This window comes from Candidatus Ozemobacteraceae bacterium (assembly GCA_035373905.1).
Lineage (GTDB): Bacteria > Muiribacteriota > Ozemobacteria > Ozemobacterales > Ozemobacteraceae > MWAR01.
Window position 1 is genome coordinate 157301 of sequence record DAOSOK010000004.1, and the last position, 20666, is coordinate 177966.

19 protein-coding genes are annotated in these 20666 nt (G+C 62.5%); 5 read left to right on the plus strand and 14 right to left on the minus strand.

The window, feature by feature from the left end; all coding sequences use genetic code 11:
- Nucleotides 1-8: 8 nt before the first annotated feature.
- The 7 genes from PLU72_03130 to PLU72_03160 all read right to left on the minus strand — a co-directional run bounded on the left by PLU72_03130 (nt 9) and on the right by PLU72_03160 (nt 6778).
- Nucleotides 9-1238 (minus strand): hypothetical protein, encoded by a 1230-nt coding sequence (locus PLU72_03130; protein HOT27156.1) that lies wholly within the window; start codon nt 1236-1238, stop codon nt 9-11.
- A 16-nt stretch (nt 1239-1254) separates the two neighbouring features.
- Nucleotides 1255-2385 (minus strand): ABC transporter substrate-binding protein, encoded by a 1131-nt coding sequence (locus PLU72_03135; protein HOT27157.1) that lies wholly within the window; start codon nt 2383-2385, stop codon nt 1255-1257.
- Nucleotides 2386-2434: 49 nt separating this feature from the next.
- Nucleotides 2435-2803 (minus strand): hypothetical protein, encoded by a 369-nt coding sequence (locus PLU72_03140; GenBank protein ID HOT27158.1) that lies wholly within the window; start codon nt 2801-2803, stop codon nt 2435-2437.
- Nucleotides 2804-2812: 9 nt separating this feature from the next.
- Nucleotides 2813-3136 (minus strand): nucleotide pyrophosphohydrolase, encoded by a 324-nt coding sequence (locus PLU72_03145; protein HOT27159.1) that lies wholly within the window; start codon nt 3134-3136, stop codon nt 2813-2815.
- Between the two features lie 199 nt (nt 3137-3335).
- Nucleotides 3336-4670, minus strand: coding sequence for a M28 family peptidase (locus PLU72_03150; GenBank protein HOT27160.1), 1335 nt, complete (start codon nt 4668-4670; stop codon nt 3336-3338).
- A gap of 150 nt (nt 4671-4820) precedes the next feature.
- Entirely contained in the window at nt 4821-6068 is a 1248-nt protein-coding gene (locus tag PLU72_03155) for a metallophosphoesterase (GenBank protein HOT27161.1), read from the minus strand.
- A 161-nt stretch (nt 6069-6229) separates the two neighbouring features.
- Nucleotides 6230-6778 carry a rhodanese-like domain-containing protein gene (locus PLU72_03160; GenBank protein HOT27162.1) on the minus strand — a complete coding sequence of 183 codons (549 nt, stop codon included), beginning with the start codon at nt 6776-6778 and terminating at the stop codon, nt 6230-6232.
- Nucleotides 6779-6981: 203 nt separating this feature from the next.
- Here PLU72_03160 and PLU72_03165 point away from each other — a divergent pair, with 203 nt between their 5' ends.
- Entirely contained in the window at nt 6982-7881 is a 900-nt protein-coding gene (locus tag PLU72_03165) for a carbohydrate kinase family protein (protein HOT27163.1), read from the plus strand.
- 171 nt (nt 7882-8052) lie between these two features.
- Entirely contained in the window at nt 8053-8781 is a 729-nt protein-coding gene (locus tag PLU72_03170; protein ID HOT27164.1) for a SagB/ThcOx family dehydrogenase, read from the plus strand.
- Here PLU72_03170 and PLU72_03175 read toward each other — a convergent pair whose 3' ends face one another.
- Together PLU72_03175 and PLU72_03180 are read right to left on the minus strand one after the other, a co-directional pair.
- On the minus strand, nt 8782-9156 hold the full coding sequence (locus PLU72_03175; GenBank protein ID HOT27165.1) for a GIY-YIG nuclease family protein: 375 nt from the start codon (nt 9154-9156) through the stop codon (nt 8782-8784). It abuts the gene before it with no gap.
- A gap of 11 nt (nt 9157-9167) precedes the next feature.
- Nucleotides 9168-9932 (minus strand): DUF2087 domain-containing protein, encoded by a 765-nt coding sequence (locus tag PLU72_03180; protein ID HOT27166.1) that lies wholly within the window; start codon nt 9930-9932, stop codon nt 9168-9170.
- A gap of 195 nt (nt 9933-10127) precedes the next feature.
- On the opposite strand from PLU72_03180, the gene PLU72_03185 reads away from it, so the two are divergent.
- Genes PLU72_03185 through PLU72_03195 form a run of 3 tightly spaced genes read left to right on the plus strand, consistent with a single transcriptional unit; the run spans nt 10128 to nt 13670 of the window.
- Entirely contained in the window at nt 10128-10625 is a 498-nt protein-coding gene (locus PLU72_03185; protein HOT27167.1) for a prepilin-type N-terminal cleavage/methylation domain-containing protein, read from the plus strand.
- A gap of 7 nt (nt 10626-10632) precedes the next feature.
- Nucleotides 10633-11379, plus strand: coding sequence for a prepilin-type N-terminal cleavage/methylation domain-containing protein (locus PLU72_03190; protein HOT27168.1), 747 nt, complete (start codon nt 10633-10635; stop codon nt 11377-11379).
- Nucleotides 11376-13670: a hypothetical protein gene (locus tag PLU72_03195; GenBank protein ID HOT27169.1), complete on the plus strand. Its 2295-nt coding sequence runs from the start codon at nt 11376-11378 to the stop codon at nt 13668-13670. Before PLU72_03190 ends, PLU72_03195 begins: the two co-directional genes overlap by 4 nt.
- Nucleotides 13671-13685: 15 nt before the next feature.
- Here the strand turns inward: PLU72_03195 and PLU72_03200 are convergent, their stop codons facing one another.
- The 5 genes from PLU72_03200 to PLU72_03220 all read right to left on the minus strand — a co-directional run bounded on the left by PLU72_03200 (nt 13686) and on the right by PLU72_03220 (nt 20554).
- Complete coding sequence (locus tag PLU72_03200) at nt 13686-14060, minus strand: hypothetical protein (GenBank protein ID HOT27170.1); 375 nt, start codon at nt 14058-14060, stop codon at nt 13686-13688.
- A complete protein-coding gene (locus tag PLU72_03205) occupies nt 14060-15112 on the minus strand; it encodes a polysaccharide deacetylase family protein (protein HOT27171.1) in 1053 nt (350 codons plus the stop codon). Before PLU72_03205 ends, PLU72_03200 begins: the two co-directional genes overlap by 1 nt.
- A gap of 376 nt (nt 15113-15488) precedes the next feature.
- On the minus strand, nt 15489-15716 hold the full coding sequence (gene hfq / locus PLU72_03210; protein HOT27172.1) for an RNA chaperone Hfq: 228 nt from the start codon (nt 15714-15716) through the stop codon (nt 15489-15491).
- Between the two features lie 24 nt (nt 15717-15740).
- Nucleotides 15741-18848 carry a tetratricopeptide repeat protein gene (locus PLU72_03215; GenBank protein HOT27173.1) on the minus strand — a complete coding sequence of 1036 codons (3108 nt, stop codon included), beginning with the start codon at nt 18846-18848 and terminating at the stop codon, nt 15741-15743.
- A gap of 62 nt (nt 18849-18910) precedes the next feature.
- Nucleotides 18911-20554 (minus strand): 50S ribosome-binding GTPase, encoded by a 1644-nt coding sequence (locus tag PLU72_03220; protein HOT27174.1) that lies wholly within the window; start codon nt 20552-20554, stop codon nt 18911-18913.
- Nucleotides 20555-20666 lie beyond the last annotated feature (112 nt).

Below are 20666 nucleotides of genomic sequence, written 5' to 3' on the forward strand. Positions count from 1 at the left end.
GCCCTTCGTCAGCGGTCGAACAGGTCGAGCGCCAAGGCCTGAACGCCGCCCGACGTTCCGATCCAGACCGTTCCAGAGCCGGCCGCAAGAGACCGAACGTCCGAGGCGAGAAGCCCGTCGGCCGGGGTGATGACGCGCGTCGATCCGTTGCGGATTCGCGCCAGGCCGCCCGTGCAGCCAGCCCAAACGTCGTTGCCGACCGGCAGGACGGCGTCGATCCGATCCGCCGGCAACCCCCGCGACTGGTTGAACACTTCCCAGTCCGCCGTTGCGCCGCTCATGACCCGCTCGACGGGGGTGCGGAGCCGGCACAGTCCGCCCGGCGTGGCCGCCCAGACCGTTCCCTCCGGCGAGACGGCCAGCGAAAGAATCCAGTTGTGCGCGAGATTCGTCGCAAACATGTCGATCGTCGACCAGGCGGAGGGATTCGCCGCCGGCAGCCGGGTGTCCCAGATGCTCAGGCCGTCGTCGTTCCCGCACAGCGCATAGTGGCCGAGCTTGCCGATTGAGCCGATCCAGAGATCCGCCAGGCCGCCGTTCGAGATCCGCTTCGTAACCGTCTCGAACCGGCCGTTTGGAAGCAGGAACGAAATGCCGTTCTGGGTGCCGACCCACAAAACGGCGCCGTCCCAGTGGAGAGACCAGATCATGTCGTGGGCCAGGCCGTCCGCCGCAGTATACCGCTGGAACCGCCTGCCATCCTGACTCCGGAACAGGCCGTCGAAACTGCCGATCCAGAGCGACGTGCCGTCGTGCGCGAGGGCCGTAGCCGGTTTTGCAGGAAAACTGCCTTCGTCCGGCGTCATCAGGAGGGCCTGCCCCGCCGTGATCCGTGCCAGGCCGCCTTCCGTCGCCGCCCAGACGAGGCCGTCCGGAGCGACGAGAACCGCGTTCACCGGCGGAAGCGGCGTCGCGACCTGCCACCAGGCCGGGACGGTCCGGGCGATGGCGGCGCCCGCACCTGAAAGCTCCGTCGGCGACACGACCGGCGGTTTCTCGTCGGGCGTCACGACGGGGAGACGCTCCTCGGTGCGCGGAATCGGGGCATTCGCGGGGAGCGGCGGAGGCGCGACCGCACCCTGCGGCATGGGTAGAACCGCAGGAATACTCTGCGTCCGGCCCGCCTGGGGCGGCGTGAAACGAATGCTATATATCAATGTCAATACCAGGATGATTCCGGCCCAGAACGCAAGATTCGAGCCGTTCGGGTCTCGGGCCAGCGGGTGTCGTGGACTCATGATGCTCCTCCCGTGCTCACTGGCCCGTCGCCGGCACGAACCGGCCGCCCTCGATGCGGGCGAGTTCGACGGGCCGGGTCTCGTTCCCGCTCGCGTCGAACCCGCCCTTCCCGGTCACACCGTCGTATGAGGCGATCGCGGCGAGGGCGTCCCGGACGGGGATGCCGCGCTCCACCGAGGAGCGGAGGGCGGTGGCCGCCAGGTGAAGGGCGTCGAAACCGTGCGCCGCGAACGAGTCGGGATCGCTTCCGAACGCGCCGCGGTAGCGTTCCATGAACGCCCGGGCCGCCTGGCCGCCCTTCGCGGGATTGAACGGCATCGTGACGACGGCCCCCTCGGCGGCCGGGCCCGCGATGTCGAGAAAGCCGGCCGGAGCCATGCCGTCGCCGCCCAGGACGGGCATGCGCATGCCAAGCTCGCGTGCCTGCCGAACGATCAGCCCGGATTCCTGCGCGAGGCCCCAGATCAGCAGACCGTCGGGATTCAGGGGCCTGATGCTTTCGAGATGCTTCGTGAAGTTCACGGTGCCGCCGTCGAACGCCGCGTTCGCGACGATCGACTGGCCGAGCTCGGCCGCCCGGGCCGCATACACGCGCGCTCCCATCGAGCCGTATTTGTTCGAGTCGTGAAGAATCGCGACGCGGCGGAGTTGGAGCGTGCGAACCGCGAACGACGCCAGCTCCGACGCCTGGACCGTGTCGTCCGTCAGGCAACGGAACGAATACCGGAACCCGACGCGGGTGATGAAGGGGTTTGTGCTCACCGAAGTGAGCATCGGGATGCGCGCTTTCTCGCAGACGCGCTGGACGTTCATCGTCGCATCGGAACTCACCGTTCCGATCACCAGTTTCACGTTGTCGCGATAGATCAGGTTCTTGGCGGCTTCCGCCGCCGCGATCTTGTCGTTCGCATCGTCGGCGAAGACGAGCTCGAGCCGCTGGCCGGCGATGCCGCCTTCCGCATTGACGGCGTCGGCCGCGAGGCGGATGCCGTTCCGCATCGAGATGCCGTAGATCGAGGTTGGGCCGGTAAGCGGCGCGATCACGCCGATCCTGAGCGTATTGCCGCCGATGCCGAAACCCGCCCAGATGATGGCGACGAGCACCGCGAGGGCGACGAACTGCGGCAGGCCGAACGAACGGGTCATCGCAGGTTCCTCCCAGATATATGCTTTCGGATACGTTCGTCGAGACGCGTCAACCGCCAGCCGCCGTCCTGATATACGGGAGCATCAGGAGTAGGATGCCGGTGTAGAGCGCCATCGCGAAGAAGAAAAACAGGGTGAAGAAGAAAAACGGCGTCTCGCGGACGATTTTCCGGAACAACTCGCCCTCGACTTCCTCCTTCTCCCGGAACTTGCGGGAAAACCGGTCGAAAATAAACAGCGTGAGCGAGCCGATGCCGATGAACCCGAACGCGAAGCCGAAGCCGGCCGAGAAAATCCAGGTGTGCTGATGGTGCGGCGCCGTCGAAAACAGCAGCCACGCGGCTATCAGGCTCACGGCGAGAAGCGTGCAGAAAATCGTCGCCGCCCAGAACAGCCATGCCCAGAGAAAGTCCTTCATGCGCCGGCCTCAGGACCTGACCTTTTCCCACGTCCCGCGGAAGCGGTCGGCCGGGTATTTCTTGCGGTTCTTCGCCATCTTCCGGTGCAGGGCATCCGAGAGGTCGATCTGGAGCACGTTCGCGAGGCTCAGCAGATACGCGAGTACGTCGGCCATCTCGTCGGCCACTTCCCCGCGCTTGGTCCGGGAAAGCTGGGCCGGGGTCGGGTGCTCCCACTGGAAGTGCTCCAGAAGCTCGGCCGCCTCGATCGCGACCGAAGCGGCCACGTTCTTCGGCGTGTGATACGGGGCCCACTCCCGCTCGCTGATGAAGCCGCGAACGAGGTCTTTCAGCGCTTCGACCGTCGTGACGCAATCGGAAAACGCCGCGTCTTCCCCGTCGGATGCGGTTCGGGACGGAGCTGGCCGCGACGTCACGATCTTCGGTGCCGCCTGCCTGCGCGGCTTGGCATCGGACGTTCGGGCGGATTTCTTTTTCGGAGCTGCGTGGGCGGGGATTCTTTTCGGCATGGCTGTGAAGGGGATGCGGCGGTCAGGGGCGCGGCATGCGTTCGACCGATGCGGACTCCGCAAGCATCGCCGCGTTGAGTCGGAGGATCTGGTGCGCGAGATCGAGGTTCACGCGGTCGAACGTGTCGGTGACCTGGTGATACGTCGGGTTGTCGTCATACTCGGATTCGATCGTCAGCATCGTCGGAATCTGCTTCTTCAGGAAGGGCACGTGGTCCGAGCCCCATGGATTCGTGCTGATCTGCGTCGAAAGCGTGGTGTAGGCGGCCGCGAGTTCGGCCATCCGCTCGGCCATCTGCCGGTTGAACGCGGCCGTCTCGAGAACAGCCGAGAGGGGCGGTTTCGCGTCGAAGCCGATCATGTCCATGTTGATGACCGCCCGCATGCCGGCGATCTCGGCCGGCGAGAGCCCGGCCACGTAAGCTTTCGAACCGAGGAGCCCCTGCTCTTCGCCCATCACGACGACGTATCGGACCGTCGCCCGACCCTTGCGACCCTGCATCAGCCGCGCCAGGGCGAGCACGCCGGCAGCGCCGGACCCGTTGTCGTCGGCGCCGGGAGCCAGCGTCGAGGCCTTCGGCGACGTGCTGTCGAGGTGACCGAGGATGACGACCTCGCCCGCGTTCGCCGGGTCGAATCCCGGTTGGACCGCTTCGATGTTCGCGCTGGGCGCCCCCGCGCTTCCGAACGCCTGCCGGCGGACCGTCAGGCCCATGCCACGCAGCGAGGCTTCGCAGTAATCGAGGGCTTTCGCGCCGCCCGCGGCGTATGTGTAGCGCGTCTGAAGGTCGGCGAGCGCTTTCAAGTCGGCGGCAAAGGCGCTTCGATCGAGCCCGTTCAGGAAGAGCGCGACCGGATCTTCCGGTGCGGGCTCGGTTCTCCCCGGCCTGCTCGGCGGGGTCAGAACGACTGTGTCTTCCGGCAGTGGGTCGAGCCGGGTGAACTCCGAAAGCCAGCGAGAAAGCCCCATCCGAGCCGTTTCGCCAGCCAGAATGACATGATAACCCTGCCTGCTCATGATCGTTCGGACGCCCGGAAAAACGCGCCCGCGAAGCGCCGGGTCTTTCGTGGACAGCAGCCAAGCTTCCTCGCCGGGCCGGAAGGGAACCGCCGTGGCTTCGGGGTGGCGGCGGACCAGGCTTTCCGCAAAACGGCCTCTGCAGACGAAGACGGTCTGTGCCCCGATCGTCGTCCAGGCGATCTGGGAACCGTCGGCCTTCTTGATGACGGATTTCGCGGTCTCGGTGGGCAACCCGATCGCCCAGCGGTTTTCGGTCTCCGCGGCATCGACGGCGGCAAAGCCCAGAAACGCGGCAACCAGAGCCCCTGCCAGGAATGCGGTCTTGCGAGAATTCATGCTTCCCTCCCTCGAGGTTCGATCGGTTCGTATGCTTCCATGATACCAGAATCCGTCTCCCGGCGAACAGTACCGGACAGGAAGGAAAATGAAAACGCTTCGGCCGTGCGGCCGAAGCGGGAAATACGCATGGAAGCCGGCGCCGCGCCGTTATTTTTTGTGAAGCTTGTCCAGCAGGGTGTGGATCTTCTTCAGAAGGGTTTTCAACCGGTCGACGATGCGCTGGACGAGAACCAGAAACTTCTGCTCGAGCGTCTGCGGGGAAGCGGGGTTTCCGATTTCATCCTTCTTGCCGCCGTTATCCGCGCCATTTTCCGGGGTGTCGCCGCCTTTCGGGGGAATCTGAGGAGAAGTGGTGGCCCTCGTATGACGGAAGATCCGGTCGTGGGCGGGGAGGAACTTTTTCGCCCGGGTGCTGTAGGTGCGAACGACGGCCGCCTCCGGGGACAGCCTGATGGTCTGGATCCAGGCTTCCTTCGGCATGATGTTGGGGACATGGATGACGGTGACGCCGTCGACCTTGTTCGACTTCGAGGAGAAATCCTTCGATCCGGGCCGGATGTGCAGGTGGCCGGCCACCCAGAGAAACACCTGGGGGTTCTGCTTCAGCAGGCCGCGAATCTTGTCGGCCGGCTGGATGTTCCCGTGAATCGGGCCCAGGTCGGTTTTCCGCTCGTAACTTCCCGTGAGCGGGGCGTGGCAGAAAATCACCGTCGGCAGCCTCGGGTTCTCCGCGAGCGTTTTCTTCAGAAATTCCATGCTCGTGTCCGACAGTTGGGCGAGAGGCTTTCCCTCGAGGGCGTCGAGCGGGAGGAAGACCAGGAGATGGCCGCCCGCTTTCACGGAATAGCGGATTCCCTTCTGGTTCAGGTGGGAACGGAACCGCTCGAGTTTTTCTCGTCTGATCTTCTTGGTCGCGCGACTCTTCTTTCCGTCCTTGTCGATCGTATCGTCATAGATATAATCGTGATTCCCGGTGACGGCGAACACAGGAACGTTGAACTCTCCGAGCTTTTTCCGGACAAGGTCGAATTCGTCGGGACTGGCGACTTTCGAATCGAGGTCGCCGGTGATGGCGACGGCGTTCATCCCCGCAAGGCCGTTGATCGCCCTGATCGCGCTCTCGAGACCGTCGAGATTGTCTTTCCGGATGTGCAGATCGCTGAGAACCCCGATCGTGTATGCATCACCCGTCTTTGGGATTGCCGCCGTCGCAGCGGGAGCCGCATCATCACCGACGTTCAGCGAGGCCCCCATTCCGGGGACTTCATTGACGCTCGTCGTGACGTCGTGTTCCTGGAGGATTTCGAGAGGGTCTTGTGCGAGACCGCCGAGGGGAAATACAAGGCTGATTGTCAGGACGATGATGATGGCCGGCCAGATCCGATGCGTTTTCATGGCTTCCTCCTCTGCTCTGCGTTCTTGCAATATTACCGGAATTTCCGGGAAGAGTTACATCGCCGCGATTCCGGGCAAAAAAAACTCCCGGGCGGAGCCCGGGAGAGAAACGCGGTTTCGTTGATCAGGAGGAGAATATGAGGAAGGAGGGGTTCAGGGAATCACTCGCTGCGGATGGTTTCGACCTCGTGGCCTGCGCTCAGCCAGCCCTGGATGCCCTCGGGATACTCGATGAGGTTCTTGTATCCGAGAGACTTCAGGTGCTCGAACAGCTTGCCGCTGGCTGGGCATTTGAGATTGGAGCAGTATGTCACAATCAGCGCCTCCTTCTCGGGAAGCATCCTGAGAATGGTGCTGACCTTGCTTTCGGCGTTCAGCGACTTCGCGCCGGGGATCCTGCGGCCGTCGTCGTATTTGCCGCTGCGGGCGTCAAGGATGTGAAGGGGGACGCCGGAGGACAGCAGCGCCTTCAGGCCCTCGGTGGTGATGATCGAACCGCTCGTCGCGTGCGGTTTCACCTCGACGGTCTTGGAAGGTTCGACGGCGCAGACGCCGCCGGGACAGTCGGAACTTTTCGCGGTGGGGGAGGGCGAGGATACGCAGCGTGCGCAGCACGTGCAATCGCCGCACGATCCCGATCCTGCGTTCGCGATGGGGATGACGAACAGGGCGACGGTGAAGATGATGAGCGATACGATAAGTGCTCTCATCGGGTTGCCTCCTCGGATGAACTGAAGTATTAGATGTATATATAAATGTTAATCAACACAACAAATATTAGCTTCATCTAACCTAGTTTGAATATACGTGAAAATCGCCGGTTTGGCAAATAGTATTTTTTTCACAACCGGAATGAGGTATCGTATCGGTGATGCCGCCGGCGTCCGAATCTGGGCCTTACGTGGAGAGTCTTATGCCGAATCTGCTCGTGTGCGGGTTGACGAATCTCGAAATGACCGTCCGGGTGGATGGGTTCCCCATCGGGTATGTTCCGGTGCGTTACGTCGAAAACGGCGTTCGCGCCACGTGTTCCGGGGTCGGCTTCAACGTCGCGAGAGCCCTGCACGTGCTCGGAAACGGCGTCCGGTTTCTCTCGATCCTCGGTGACGATCCCGCCGGCCGCATCTGTCGGGAGGAAATCCGCGCCGCCGGCATCGACGACGTCGATATCATCTCCAGCGACGGAGGAACCGCGCATTCGACGATCCTCGTCGATGGCGTGGGCAGGCGGCAGATCAACCTCGACCTCCGGAAGATGCAGGAGCAGACGTTTCCCGTCGATCGATTCGCTGCCGCCGTGCGGGACGCCGGGATCGCGGTTTTGTGCAACATCAACTTTGCGCGGCCGCTGTTGTGCGAGGCGAAAAAGCTCGGGAAGATGATCGCGGCGGATCTTCATGCGCTGGGCTCGCTCGAAGACGAGTACAACCGCGACTGGCTCGAAAAGGCGGACATCCTGTTCATGAGCCACGAAGGGCTTTCCTGCCCGCCCGAGGCGTTCGCGCCGGAGCTCCTCGGACGGTTCCCCGCGCGCTTCCTCGTGATCGGTCTCGGAAGCGAGGGCGCTCTTCTCGCCGAGCGCGGTCGGCCCCCGAAACGCGTCCCGGCCGTCACGCCGCGTCCCGTCGTCAACACGATCGGAGCTGGCGACGCCCTCTTCGCGGCGTTTCTCGACGGATGGCTGCGATACGGTGACGCCTCCGCCGCCCTGGCTCGCGCCGTGTATTACGCGGGCTGGAAGATCGGCGAGAGCGGCGGGGCCGCCGGGTTGATGACCGCCGCCGAACTCGATTCCCTCTACGGACGCCCCTGACGGGGGCATGCGCATCCTGCCGGCTGCGAAACCGGGCGGAGCGAGATCCACCGCTCCCACTGCCTCCTGGGAGGCTTTTGACAGGATCCATCCGGAAGTGTACCATTGATTGTCGGTCTAACTTCTGAGACAATATATGAAAATATAGTATTGTGTGTGATCGAGGTGAGGATGATGAAAGAGCACATCGGAGAGGCGTTCCAGTGCGAGACGAAGTATCGCAGAGAGGCCATGCGCGGTGCGCCGGAATTTTCGAAGATGCCGGCCCCCTTCAAGGAATATCCTGACAAGCCCGTCGTCGCCTTGCCCGAACCCGGCGGCGTCAGACCCTGTTCGCTGAAACAGGCATTTCAGAAACGGCGCAGCGTGCGCGCATACGCGCCGAAGCCGATCACGATCGCCCAGCTTTCCTTCCTGCTTTGGGCGTCGGGCGGGGCGCGTGGCCGCGAATCGGGACTCCTGCGTCGCACGGTGCCGTCGGCGGGCGGGCTGTACCCGATCGAGACCTACGTGGTCGTCAACGCGGTCGACGGTCTCGAAACCGGCGTGTACCACTACTCGGTTCGCACCCATTCCCTCGAGCGGCTTGCCGATGGGCGGTTCGGGGATGCCCTCGCCCATGCCGCCCTCGAGCAGAACCAGTGCCGAGAGGCCCCCGTCGTGTTCGTCTGGTCGGCCGTCTTCGGGAGAACCGTCTGGAAATACGGCCAGCGCAGTTACCGCTACGTCTATCTCGACGCGGGGCACGTCGCCCACGCCCTCGCGGTCGCGGCGACCTCGCTCGGCCTCGGCACCTGCCAGATGGCCGCCCTCTTCGACGACGAGGTGAACGCCCTGCTCGGTCTCGACGGGAACCTCGAGAGCGTCGTCTATATGTCGTCCGTCGGCCGCCCGACCTGATCAGGAGGTCGCCGGGTTTCCCGGGGTGTCGTAGCCGGTTCCGCCATTCGTGGAAAACTCCGCCCGCCACTTTTTCTCGAGCTCTCGCACGGCCTCGGCCCGTTCGGCCGGGGCGAGGCCGGCAGGATCGATCGTTTCGAGCACCTCGAACGTGAAGGCCGCCATGCCGCAACGTTCCAGGTCGACTTTCAGCCGTGCATCGTGATGGCTGAAAAACTCGATCTTGTGCTGGTAGCTGTTGGCGGTGCCGCCCAGGTTCATGCTCGATCCGAGCAGGCATCTGCCGGTGACGGTATTCGTGATCCGGTAGATTCCCATGGCCGGAACCGCTTCTTTCGCGACTTTCTTCAGTTCCTTGCGTTTTTGAGCGTCCATGATGTCCTCTTTCATGCCATTTTGACCCAGTAGGCGCTCCCGTCGGCAACGCGGTCGAGAAAGCCGTACTCGATGAGATTCCTGCGCAGCATCGCGCAGTCGGGATGAAACCGCTTGAGGATCTCGTTGACCTGTTGTTCCGTATATCTGACTTCAGGGTCGAAAAACGCGACGAGATGCCTGAGGATCGCGACTCGCCGTTTTTCTTTGACAGGAAGGTTTCGGAGAGGCCCTTCGGGCCCTTGCGGAAAATACTCCCTGAGAATATCCGCGTTCTCCTGTTCGGTGATGGCGAACCGCTCGTCGACCTGGCGGGCCGTCCGTGGAATCGTGATGAAGTCGCCGTGCGACCGGTTCTTTTCCTGCAGAAGCTCCATCAGGGCGAGAAATATTTTCGCCTGCTTCTGCCTCTCGCGTAGCTGAAAACGATGGTTCCGGATCGTCGACGTGCTTGTGCCCAATGCCTTTGCCGTATCTGCGTCGCTTCTGCCCGCATGAAAGGATTCCAGGAGGTTCTTCTGATGATCGGTCAATCCGGTCAGCTTCTTTTCGAGCGGCAGCAGAAATGCGAACACCGAGCCGTGACCGTCGACGATATGCCGTTCGACAGCCTTGCGCGACTCATACAGCGTCCCGTTCATGGGATGGATGATACCGCAGGCAAAGCGCTTTCCGCAGATCAGGCAGGTGTATGCTTCATCCGTCTCCCGGTAGACGTATCCCTGTTTGATCTCCGTGAGCGAGGCGTTCCAGAATAGTTCGTTGATATTGCTCATGCGACAACTCCGATGAATGTTTATTTATAATATAAACATAATAAGCAATAATCTAGTAAAATGCAAGGGTGTTCGTTCGGCGCTCTCATCGGCGATGTTCTTGGAGTCGCTGCAGACCTTCTCTGGCGTATGAAGGGGAACCATGATATCCTTGAAATGTCTGCTGACAATGAATCCCAGATTTGTGAGGGGCGTGTGAGACGATCTCCAGGTTTCGGTCGGCTGAACGGCGGGGAACGCCGGGCGTTTACCTTGCCCGAGATTCTCATCACGATTCTCCTGCTGTCGATCCTGTTTTCGCTGGGCATCGTCTTCTCGATGGGCATGCGGCAGACCCGCAAAGTGAAGGATTACGAAACCGCGATCGGGCTCGCTCAGCAGGCGATCGACGGCCTCCGGGCGGTTCCCTTCGGCACGCTTGACGACGAGGATGCCGGTGAATTCAGCGCCGAGACCGACTTCAACACCTCCGGGGCCCCGGGCGGGGTTGCAGATCTGTACGAGCCCGTGTTCAAGGCCGGCGGCAGCACCTACGAGCGGAAGGTCGAAGTGACGGGCGTCCCCTCTCCGGGCGGCCCCCTCGGCACGCCGCTCAAGATCAAGTTTGTCAAGGTGACCGTCAAGTGGAAGACGCCGGAGGGCGAGGAGCCCGATCCGTATGTTATATCTACAGCTATATCCGATCTGAACTGAGGCGACCGTGAGCGCAGCCGGAACACCGCAGGCGATGAGAACCGCGAAGGCCTTCACCTTCGTGGAGTTGTTGATCGTTCTGTTCCTCGTCTCCCTGATTCTCTTCGCCTCGTACAAGGTGTTTTTCCAGCAGACCCGCATGGTCCGCCAGTCGCTCGAGGAGATCAAGGTGAACGACGATTTCCGGAAAATCCTGGCCTTCATGGGAAACGATGTGCGCGAGTCGACCCGTATCGACGAACCCGCGCCGATCCGCCTCGAGGATGCCCGGACGCTCGCCACCAAGGCCGGCCTCCTGATGCGCATCGCCAAGGAAGAACAGGACCCGACGCTCGATCGCGAAGACAGCCTCGGTCAGATCGCCGTAAGACGCACGATCGTCTACGAGCTCGAGGACAACCCCAACCCCCTCGAGCCCTCGGTTCCCAGATTCCGACTCGTGCGTATCGAGTCCATCGATGAACATGGGCGGTCCGGCGAATCGACCCAACGGCACGTTATCTGCGACGACGTCCGCGACCTGGTCGTCTTCCGGACCATCAGGAAACCCCTCCCGCCCCACAACGTCGACGCCCTCGGCGACCGGCTCGTCCAGCCGCAGTCGGCATCGGTCCAGGGCACGGGAAACGACGTGGTGCACCTGCGCGTCACTCTCGAGCGGACGCGTATGGGCGGCGAGCGCGGCGAGGTGTTTCGGTTCCCGATGCAGACCTGCTTCTACAAACGGGGCAAGGAAATCTGGAGGCACCCGTGAACCTCAGAACGCGTGCCGGGTCCGGCCTCCTGATCGTTGCCATCCTGATTCTGCTGATGGCGTTGTTCTTCGTCACGATTGGGCGCCTCCGCTCGGGCGCCGAGACGCTCCGGTCGAAGTCGGCGCGCGACTACGTCGCGACCACGATCGCCGAGGCGGGGCTCAACTGCGTCATCGCCGAGCTCAATTATAATAGAACGTATTATACTCATTGGTATTACGACGGAAAGCTGAAGGACCTGGAGAAGGGCTGGAAGTCGCCCGTCAAAAGCCGGGCGAGCGGCATCGGCGAAGTCGGCGAAATCGATCTCGACGGGATCTCCGCCGGCGTCTACACGGGGCGGACCCCGCTCGGCGAGTTCAAGCTGAAGTGCGCCCCGTTCCGCGGCTCGAAGGGCTTCAGGGACACCGACACGCTCGAGGAACAGAATATCTACGTCCAGTACGACGTGGTCGCCCGGGCCGGGGCCGACGCCAAGGCCGAAAACAACTCATACCGCCGCATCACCGGGCTCATCGAGCGCCGGTTCCCGACCGCCGAACATATCCTGTTCGACGGCGAGATGCTCGACACGGCATACGGCCCCTACGTCGACAGGCCGAACGAGCTGCGCCGCGGCAGGGTGTACGGCTACCAGTGGATCGTGCTGAACACGACGGGGGGCGCCGATCGCGGAAGCGTTCTGACCGAGATGGAGAAGATCGAGACGCCGGGCATGATCCGCTCGATCGTGCCGACCGAGGTGACCTTCGTCGACAAGAAGAAGACGACGATCGATCGCACGAACGACTCGATGGCGTTCTCGAAGTTCAAGCCCTGGGACGGCTACGTGCTCGACGGGGCTCACGGGGCGCACCCGATCAAGTTGACGCACCTGCAGATGGAGCGCATCAAAAATGAGGCGGCCGAGCTCAAGAGCGGCGGCCTGGTCGTCGACGAGAAGACCTTCCCGCTCAGCACCTGGAAAAACCCCTATGACAAAAAGTCGAACTACTACGAGATGGATTTTGGCGGCTACAACGTCGGCGTGATCGCCTCCGGCACGGACAGCTCCCAGGCGCCGCCGCCCAAGGGGTGCGACGACCCGGGGCCGCTCTCGAAAATGCGCGGCAGGAAATACATCATCTATTCGAAGGTGCCGCTGCGCATTTGGGGTTGCCCCGACAGGCCTGTGACGATCTGCTGCGAGAAAGACGTCGTGATCGCCGGTGATTTCAACCAGAACCCGGCCACGCCGCAGGATTACCCCGATTTGTATTATCAAGACTATAAAACGAAGCTGATGAACGGAAAGACCCCGTCGGGAGGCGATAATCACAAGGTCAACGCCCTGGTCATGTCGCGGGAACGCGTGCTGATCGATACGTCGAGGCCGACGCTGTTCGCCAGGAACGAGGCGGCGGCCGCCCTCCGGCTCGCGATCGGCCTCGCGCTCCATCCCGTGAACGCCGAGCAGGAGAAACTGCTGCGGGAAAACTTCTGCCCCGCCGACGGGAAGCCCAAAAGCATCATCGGGGAAGGGATCCCGGACCCCAACACCGGCGTCCCGATTCCCTTCTTCGCGGCGATCGCCTGGCTTTGCCAGAACACCAGCGCCGACCCGTTCGGGCCCCTTGCCGCGCCCCAGATGGAGGACCTGATCGCCCTGTTCACGCCCTCCGGCAGCGACGACGGAAAACCGCACTTCGGCATCCGTGACGAGGTCGAGCGGAAAAAGCTGATCACGAAGATCGTCGAAGACTGCCGCGACGACGGCCTGATCGACCCCTCCGAGATCCGGGACATCGTCGACCAGGCGATGCTCCAGGCCATGAAAGAAGAGTTCGCGAAGCCGTCCGCGGACTGCGGGGTCATGTCGATGCTGGCGTTTTTGTTCGACGAGGCGAAGAAAAGCCCGACCGACGGCCTGTGGCCGCCGGAGATCACGATCAACGCGATGCTGGTCAGTTCGACCCGGCGGGCCTCGAAATGGCGCGTCGGCATGGCGCTCCCGAAGGTGTTCGACGAGATCGGCAACGCGCCCGGCGGCGAGAGCGACGGGATCGTGCAGTATCTGAAAAAGCCTCGCTTCCTCATCCAGCGCGTCTACGGCTCGGAAATCCGGCTCGCGAGCACCGAGCCCCGCTACTTCATCGACGGAAAATACACGGGCGACGCCGTTCTCCGCCGCCGCCTGTGGGATACGAGCCTGTATTCGGCCGATTACCGCACCGAAGAGATGCCCGAAGCCTTCAACCTGCTGACCTATTCCGAATCGACGATCTCGAAAGACGCCTTCGACTCGTTCTGACGTTACGCCCCTTGTTCAGGGGGCCATTCGACCGGTCAGTGCCGAAAAAGCGAGAAGATACAGCGTCAGAACGCAGGCGGCGCGAATCATCTGGACGGCGCATCCCGCCTGGGTATCATCAGATTGTCTCCCGGTCATCGAGCTCATGCTGAGCAGCGCGCTGAACCAGGTGCAATACGAGATGCTATAGATTCCAAGTGCTCCCAGGGAAATGACGAGAAGATCCGTCACGGCACGGTTGCCTCTCGGTCCCATGGGGCGTACGTATTCCGGATGAAGAACGCAGGCCAGAACGACGGCAGCCAGTGGAAGAGCGAGGATGATCCAGAACGGATCGATGCGGGGCGGCGGAGGATCGTGCGATAACTCCGGGCTTTTCCGATCGCTCATCACTGCAGGGTGAACAGCCAGCCGTGTTGCGCGGTGATGCCGGTGCGCTTGTCGCGCAGGTAAACGTCGATGAACCGGTGGCCCGGCTTGAGGGCGCCCTTCGGCCGGGCATGCACGGTCCGCGTTGCCGGATCGAACCGGAACTCGAGGCTGCCGTCCGTGGCTTTCACGTTCAGGACGTGGGTTTCGGGCGAGTAGTCGGCGAGAGCCGGCAGCCGGCAGCTGACCGTCGCGAGGGCGGAGAGCACCTCGCCCGGCCGCGGCTGCTGGTCGGTCACCTCGATTGAGGCCATGCCGAGCCGGATCAGGAACTTTTCCCGGGTATCGCTGCGATACACCACCTGGCGCTTGACGCGGAACGGGTCGAGGCCGGCGTAATTTGCGCCGCCGTCGACGGTCATCGCGCCGGCATACCCGGCGTCGCGCGCGACCTGCTCAGCCTGTTCGGTGTAGATGCCGTAGGGCCAGACCATGAATTTCACGGGGAGGCCGAGCTGTTTCTCGAGCAGGGTGCGGGAACCCTTGATCTCGAGTTCGAGCATCTTCGCATACGCCGGCGTGCCGTGTCCGGTCGCGAGGTTCGCGTGGCTCATCGAGTGCGACTCGATCGACCAGCCCGCGGAGGCCAGTTCGCGGAGCTGGTCCCAGGACATCGCGTTGCCGGCCCCGATGAACCGCGGGTAGATGCAGGCGATGCCGGTGAAGCCCATTTCCTTCATGATCGGGAAGGCGTAATCATAGACCGAGGCATACCCGTCATCGAAGGAAAGCACGATCGAACGCTTCGCCGGAACCGTGCCTGAGGCGAGAATGGCCAGCAGTTCGGCCGACGAGAGGCTTTGATAGCCCTGGGCCTTCAGGATGCCGAGTTGTTCGCGGAACGCCTCCGGGGTCAGTTCGAACTGTCCGTTCGCGCCAGGCCTGACCTGATGGTAGCAGAGGGCCGGAATCGAGAGGCCTTCGGCCGTCGGGGCGACCGTCGCCAGAAGAACAATCAAGGCGATCCGGCACATCGTGAGAAAGGGGCGAAAGCGAGTGAACATGTTGCACATGAACCGATCCATCCGTTCGTTCAGATATTCATGTATACCATGGATTATGACGGGCAAAAAAAAAGCTGCATTTGCATGCAGCTCAATCAAGGAAAGGAATGATTGAAGACAACTGACGAAAGATCGTTCAGTGCTCACATATATAGAAAGCAAGCCTTGTGCCATGTGTTTTTTGGGGAAAAGTGCCAAAAATGTGGTCATTGGCGGCCTGTTGCAGGGGATGATGCAAAAAAAATCAACACTCCTGCGTCGGTGGTGTGCAAATCCTGCTCAGCGCGGGAAGCCCGGCCGAGGAAGAAAACACCCCGGTGCATACCACACCGGGGTGTTTTCACCACAATACGGGTTTGATTCCGGGCGATCATGCCGGAAGAGATCAGGCCTCCGCGTGGGGCATCACGAAATCGTCAGGCAACTGGATGGTGGAAACGGCGTGCTTATAGATCAACTGCCGCTTGCCTTCGGCTTCGAGCAGGATAACGAACGTATCGAAATCGAGAACCGTTCCTTGAATCTGGAAGCCCTTCATCAGGAAGATTTTGACGGGTTCAGCGCGCTTCTTCAGTACCTGGAGAATGGTGTCCTGGATGTTGATGGCCGGCATGCGGGTTCCTCCTGATGCCTTCGATTATGGATTACGGCCGGTCGGGGCCGGGTGCACGCTGCACCCGATCGAGCCGTCCGCGTTCAGCGTATACTTCCCGCCGGCTGGGCAGGAACTCATATTGTATATCATCAGAATCTTATTTATCAACCCCTCTTTCTGAAAGCCGGGTTTCACCTGGGACGTGATCATCGAGATGATGCCCTCGAGACGCTCCCGGGTGTAGAGGCATCGCTCGGGACCGCCGGCGAGCATCGGGAACAGACCACTCGCCGGATGTTTCGTGCAGAGCAGCATGCCGGACGGTCCATCGATGGTCACCGTTCCGCCGTCGGGGCAGATCTTCGCGAGGTCCGCAGGCGTGCGGCCGAAGAAAAACCTGCGAGCGAAACATTTCAAAGCCTGGAAGCGCGGCTGAAGGAACCACACGAGGGGCTTGTACGATTCGATCAGGTCGCGGACCCGGGGAATGAGCCTGCCGAACGTGGCTTCCATCTCGACGCAGCCGTCGTTGGCGCTGACCCTGACCTCGACGGGAATACTCCATTCGAGCATCTTCCGCTTGAACTCGAACAACTGGTCCGCGATTTCCTTCATCTGCTTCTGCTGCACCGGCCCCGAGGGGAGCTGCTGCAGCACCTCGGTGACGTTGTCGCCTTCGAGCCGATGACGGGCATACAGCGCCAGAAAGGGGCGAATCGGATTCTTCACCCATGCCCGGAGGAAAAGCGGGATTTCAGCTTCCCAGAGGCGCCAGTCGATGAAGATTCCCGACAGGGCATCCGCCTTGTAGGGGAACATGCCCAGGAGCAGAGGAAGTTCTTTCTCGGAAGGTTCGCTCCCCGTTCCGAGCAGCAGGGCGTTTCCCGCGTGAATCAGCCAGAGCGGCCTGTGGAGCAGGTTGGTGCGGAGAGCCGGGAAGCCCGCGATCGATACCGTTTCCGATGAAATGCGGCACCCGATGAGGGAGAGATGGTGGCCGGCGGCGATGAGGGCCTTGCGATCCTTCAGGCCGGGATACTCGATCATCAGGATGGAATTTGCTCCGGGTTTTCTCAGTCGTTTGACGAACAGGGAAATAGACAGCTTGCCGAACTCGGGAAAGGCGAGAAGCTTGTCGGCAGCGAGCGATGTGGCGGCCGGGCCGACATTCAGGGCGAGCGGAACAGGAGCAACGTCGGGAAATACGGGCTCGAGGCCGCCGTCCGCTCCCTCGGCGACCGCCGTTTCCGAGGCTTCCGCCCCTTCGACGCCGGGTTCCATGCTGTCGAGGTCATCCGGCTCCTGGAAGATGATGTTCTCTTCGGAGGAACTATCTTCACCAGTTGCCTGGGGGAGGCTCTCGGTGGGCGTGGCCGTCACGGCTTCGGTCGCGGTCGCGAGTTCGATCGTGTAGTAGTCGAACAGGGGCTTCGACAGGTCGACGTTTCCGCGCTTGAGGCGCTCGCAGAGGCGCGTCATCTCGATGGCCCGGTCGAACATTCCCTCTTCCTGGAAGATGCGGACGAGCTGGAGGAGGATGCGGTTCAGGTGCACCGGCGACGCCTTGGCGCCGAACTGGCCGTGATACTCGGCCACGGCGCGGTACTGCGCGCGCAGGACGATCGCGAGATACAGGTCGCGCTGCATGTTTTCGAGGTAGGGATCGGCCTTGATCGCCTGCCGGAAATACTCGATCGCTATCTCGAACTGGGCCATCTGGAGATGGACCTTGCCGAGGTGCATCAGGATCTCGCCGACGTCGGGCGCCAGGGCGGCGGCCCTCTGAAGCAGCCGGAGGCCTTCGCTGGCATTTCCCTGCTTGAACAGCGCCCATCCGTAGGTGTCGAGATACGAAGCGTTGTTGGGCTCGATCTTGACGGCGCGGGCGGCCATTTTCTCCGCCTTGTCGAGGTCGCGGTCGAGTTCGGTCAAAAGATAGGCATAGTTATTCAACGCTTCGGCCGAGGTCGGCCGAAGAGCGATCGCCTTCTCGTAGATCGGAATCGCCTTCTCATACTGCTTCGAGACGTAATACACCGTGCCGAGGTGGTAATGCGGCTCATACGTGTCGGGTGACATCGCGACGGCCTTCTCGAGCTCCTGGATCGCCTTTTCCGTCTGGCTGTTCTTGAAAGCGGCCCAGCCAAGGCTGTCGCGGAATCCCGGGTTGTCGGGCATCTGGTCGACGGCTCGCTGGACCAGCGACTGGGCGAGTTCCCGGTGGACGCCGTATTCCGCGTACAGGAAGCCCAGATTGTTCAGGGCGTGCGGATTGTTCGGCGAGAGGGTGAGAATTTTCTTGTACACCGCCTCCTGGAGCCAGAACGGCTCGTCCTTCGCCTGGCTCTTGTAGCCCTCGTGGAGCCCCATGTAGATGCCCAAAAGGGTGTTCTGGAGCTTGGGGTTGCCGGGCGCGAGCGACGAGGCCTTCTCGAACGAGGCGATCGCAAGGAACAGCGACGGCTCCTCGCTTCCCAACAGGCGGAAGGCCTGGCCAAGAACGTAGTAATAGTGCGGGTCGGATGGGGCGAGGGCGGCGGCGCGCTTGAGGTCCTCGAAGGGTTTCATTGGCCCGAAGTAGTTGTTGGGCCGGGTTCGGAGCAACTGGAACAGAATGCCTTTGATCAGGTGATACTCGGGGGTGCGCTCGAACGGCTCTTCCGCTTTCAGGAGGAGTTCTTCGAACGCATGGTCGCGGGCGTTCTTCGGGTCGGGTTCCTTGTCGGCAGCGGTCAGGAGGCCTTTGAGGAAGAGATACCGGAGGCCCTCCTCCTTGTTCTCGTCGCTGAATTTTTCGGTGGCGATCTGCTTGAGAACAAGCTTTTCGAGCTCGGCCGTGCGCGGAGTGTCCGACATCTTCATCAGCGTCACCCACTGGGCCATGGCGTGAAGCTGGGCGAGGGGGTTCTTCTGATGTTCCGAGAGATACTTCTTGAGCAGCGAAAGATTGAAATCCGGTGCCTTCGTCTTTTCGAGGCGGATCTCCTCGAGGTTGAACAGAGGAAGGCCGAAATCGATATCCGATGCCCGCGCCGTGAAGCCGGCGAAGAGAAGGGCGAACAGCAGCAGCGCCAGGACGGGGCGGAGCAGCCGGCGGTGCGGGTGGAGCGTGCGGGAAGCGGGGGTAGGTGTACGGAAAGCGGACATCATGTTTCGGCCTCCGGGGCGTTATCTGGATGGCATTATAGGGCGGAACCACGCTTGAGAGCAAATCAGGCGCGGAGCGACTCGACCTCGTCGGCCCAGCGGCCCAGCGGTTCGGTCAGGCGGCGGTGAAGCTCGTTCGAGAACTCCCGTTCGACCGCGTCCGTCAGGTCGTCAAGGGTGCCCGCCTGGCGCGCGAGCCAGAAGCCCGCCTGGAGATGGCAGACGAGCCAGAACAGCAGGCCCCCGCCGATGAACATGCCGGCGGCCGGGTCGTGGGCCGTCAGGAGGGCCGTCAGAAAATACCTGACCAGCAGAAGGATGATTGTGAGCGGAAGCGCGTTGAGCAGCAGCGTCGCGATGCGGCCGGGCCGAGGCTCGTCGAGGAACCGGCGCACGCTGTCGGCGAGCTGCTCCGTTGTGATTCGGCGCGCGGGAGATGCGTCGATGCGCGCAGCGGCCGGCCGTGGATCGAGACCGGCGCGATCGAGCGTTTCGACGACCTGCCGCCGGCCGCTCGCCAGGAGTTCATCGGCCGTCGCCCCGGCAACGGTGGCCAGATGCTTGGCCAGCGGCGTGACGGGGTCGCCGAACGGCGATGCGACGATGCTCTGGAATCGCATCGCCAGCATGGAGACCGCGAGCGAGGCCCGCACGTAGGCCCCGAACGGTCCGCCGAGCCGCCCGGCGGCGGCCGACTCGCGGCGCCGCGCAAGCTCGGGTGCAAGGTTGCCCACGGCGGCGCGTGCCGCTTCCCGCAGTTTCTCGCGGCTTTCCCGGAGAAACGTGTCCTTCCAGCTTCGCAGACTGGAAGCGGCCTGCCGTGCCGAAGCCAGATTGCACGCCGTTTCGATCCGGGCGATGGTTTCCAATGCGCGCCCGGCTTGATTCTCGGCGCTGATGCGTTTGGCAACCGTTGCATCGAGCCTTTTGCGGAGATACTCCTCGAGCTTGGGGAAGTCCCAGCGGGGGCCGACTCCCTGGCCGGTCTTCGCGAACAGTGCGTATCTCGCCGAGATGCGGAAGACGGGAAGTTCTTCGTCGAGAGGCGTTTTGAGCGCCAGGGCGCCGATTTTCGTGCGAAGGTCCGCGACGATGGTGTCCAGCTCGTTCTGCGTCTTCATGCCCTCGTCGAGCCGGTTCAGGACGATGACGGCGCGCCTGAAGCCCATCGACTCGGTGAGGACCGTGAAGAGAGCTTCCGAGTCGTATTTCTGGGCGGTGACGACGACCAGGACGAGGTCGGCGAGTTCGAGGAGCCTGGCGAACGTGGTCCTGTTCGCTTCCTTGATGCCGTCGAGGTCGGGGGTGTCGACGAGAATCAGGTGCGCGAGTTCTTCGCGCTCATGCGTGACGATCAGTTCGTCGGGCGGCAGAACCCCGTGCAGAAGGGATTTCGCCGTTGCGAGACGGTTTTTGTGCACATACAGGGCGGCTTGTTCGGTGGAACAGGCTTTCGCCGAGGTTTCGCAGATATTCCCGCCGGCGAGGGCGTTGATCAGCGTCGTCTTGCCGACGTTGGTGCCGCCCGCGATGACCGCCAGCAGACAGTCGCAGACGCTTTTCTCGCGTTTCTCGAGAATGCCGATCTGCCGCTCCGCCTCCGCCTCGTCGGCCGGAAGAGGGCGGCCCCAGAGCGCCTTCGACGCCGCGATCAGCGCTCGAAGGTCCTGGGCGGCATGGGGCGTAGGTGCGGGAAGCGTCGTGTGCATACATCGACGAGCATACCCCACGTTTCCTCTCCGTGCAATTCTCCGGCTGACCGTGCTATGATCGCCGCATCGGTCGCCCCGATGCTCGAGGATCCGGGGTTGCTCCGGTTTT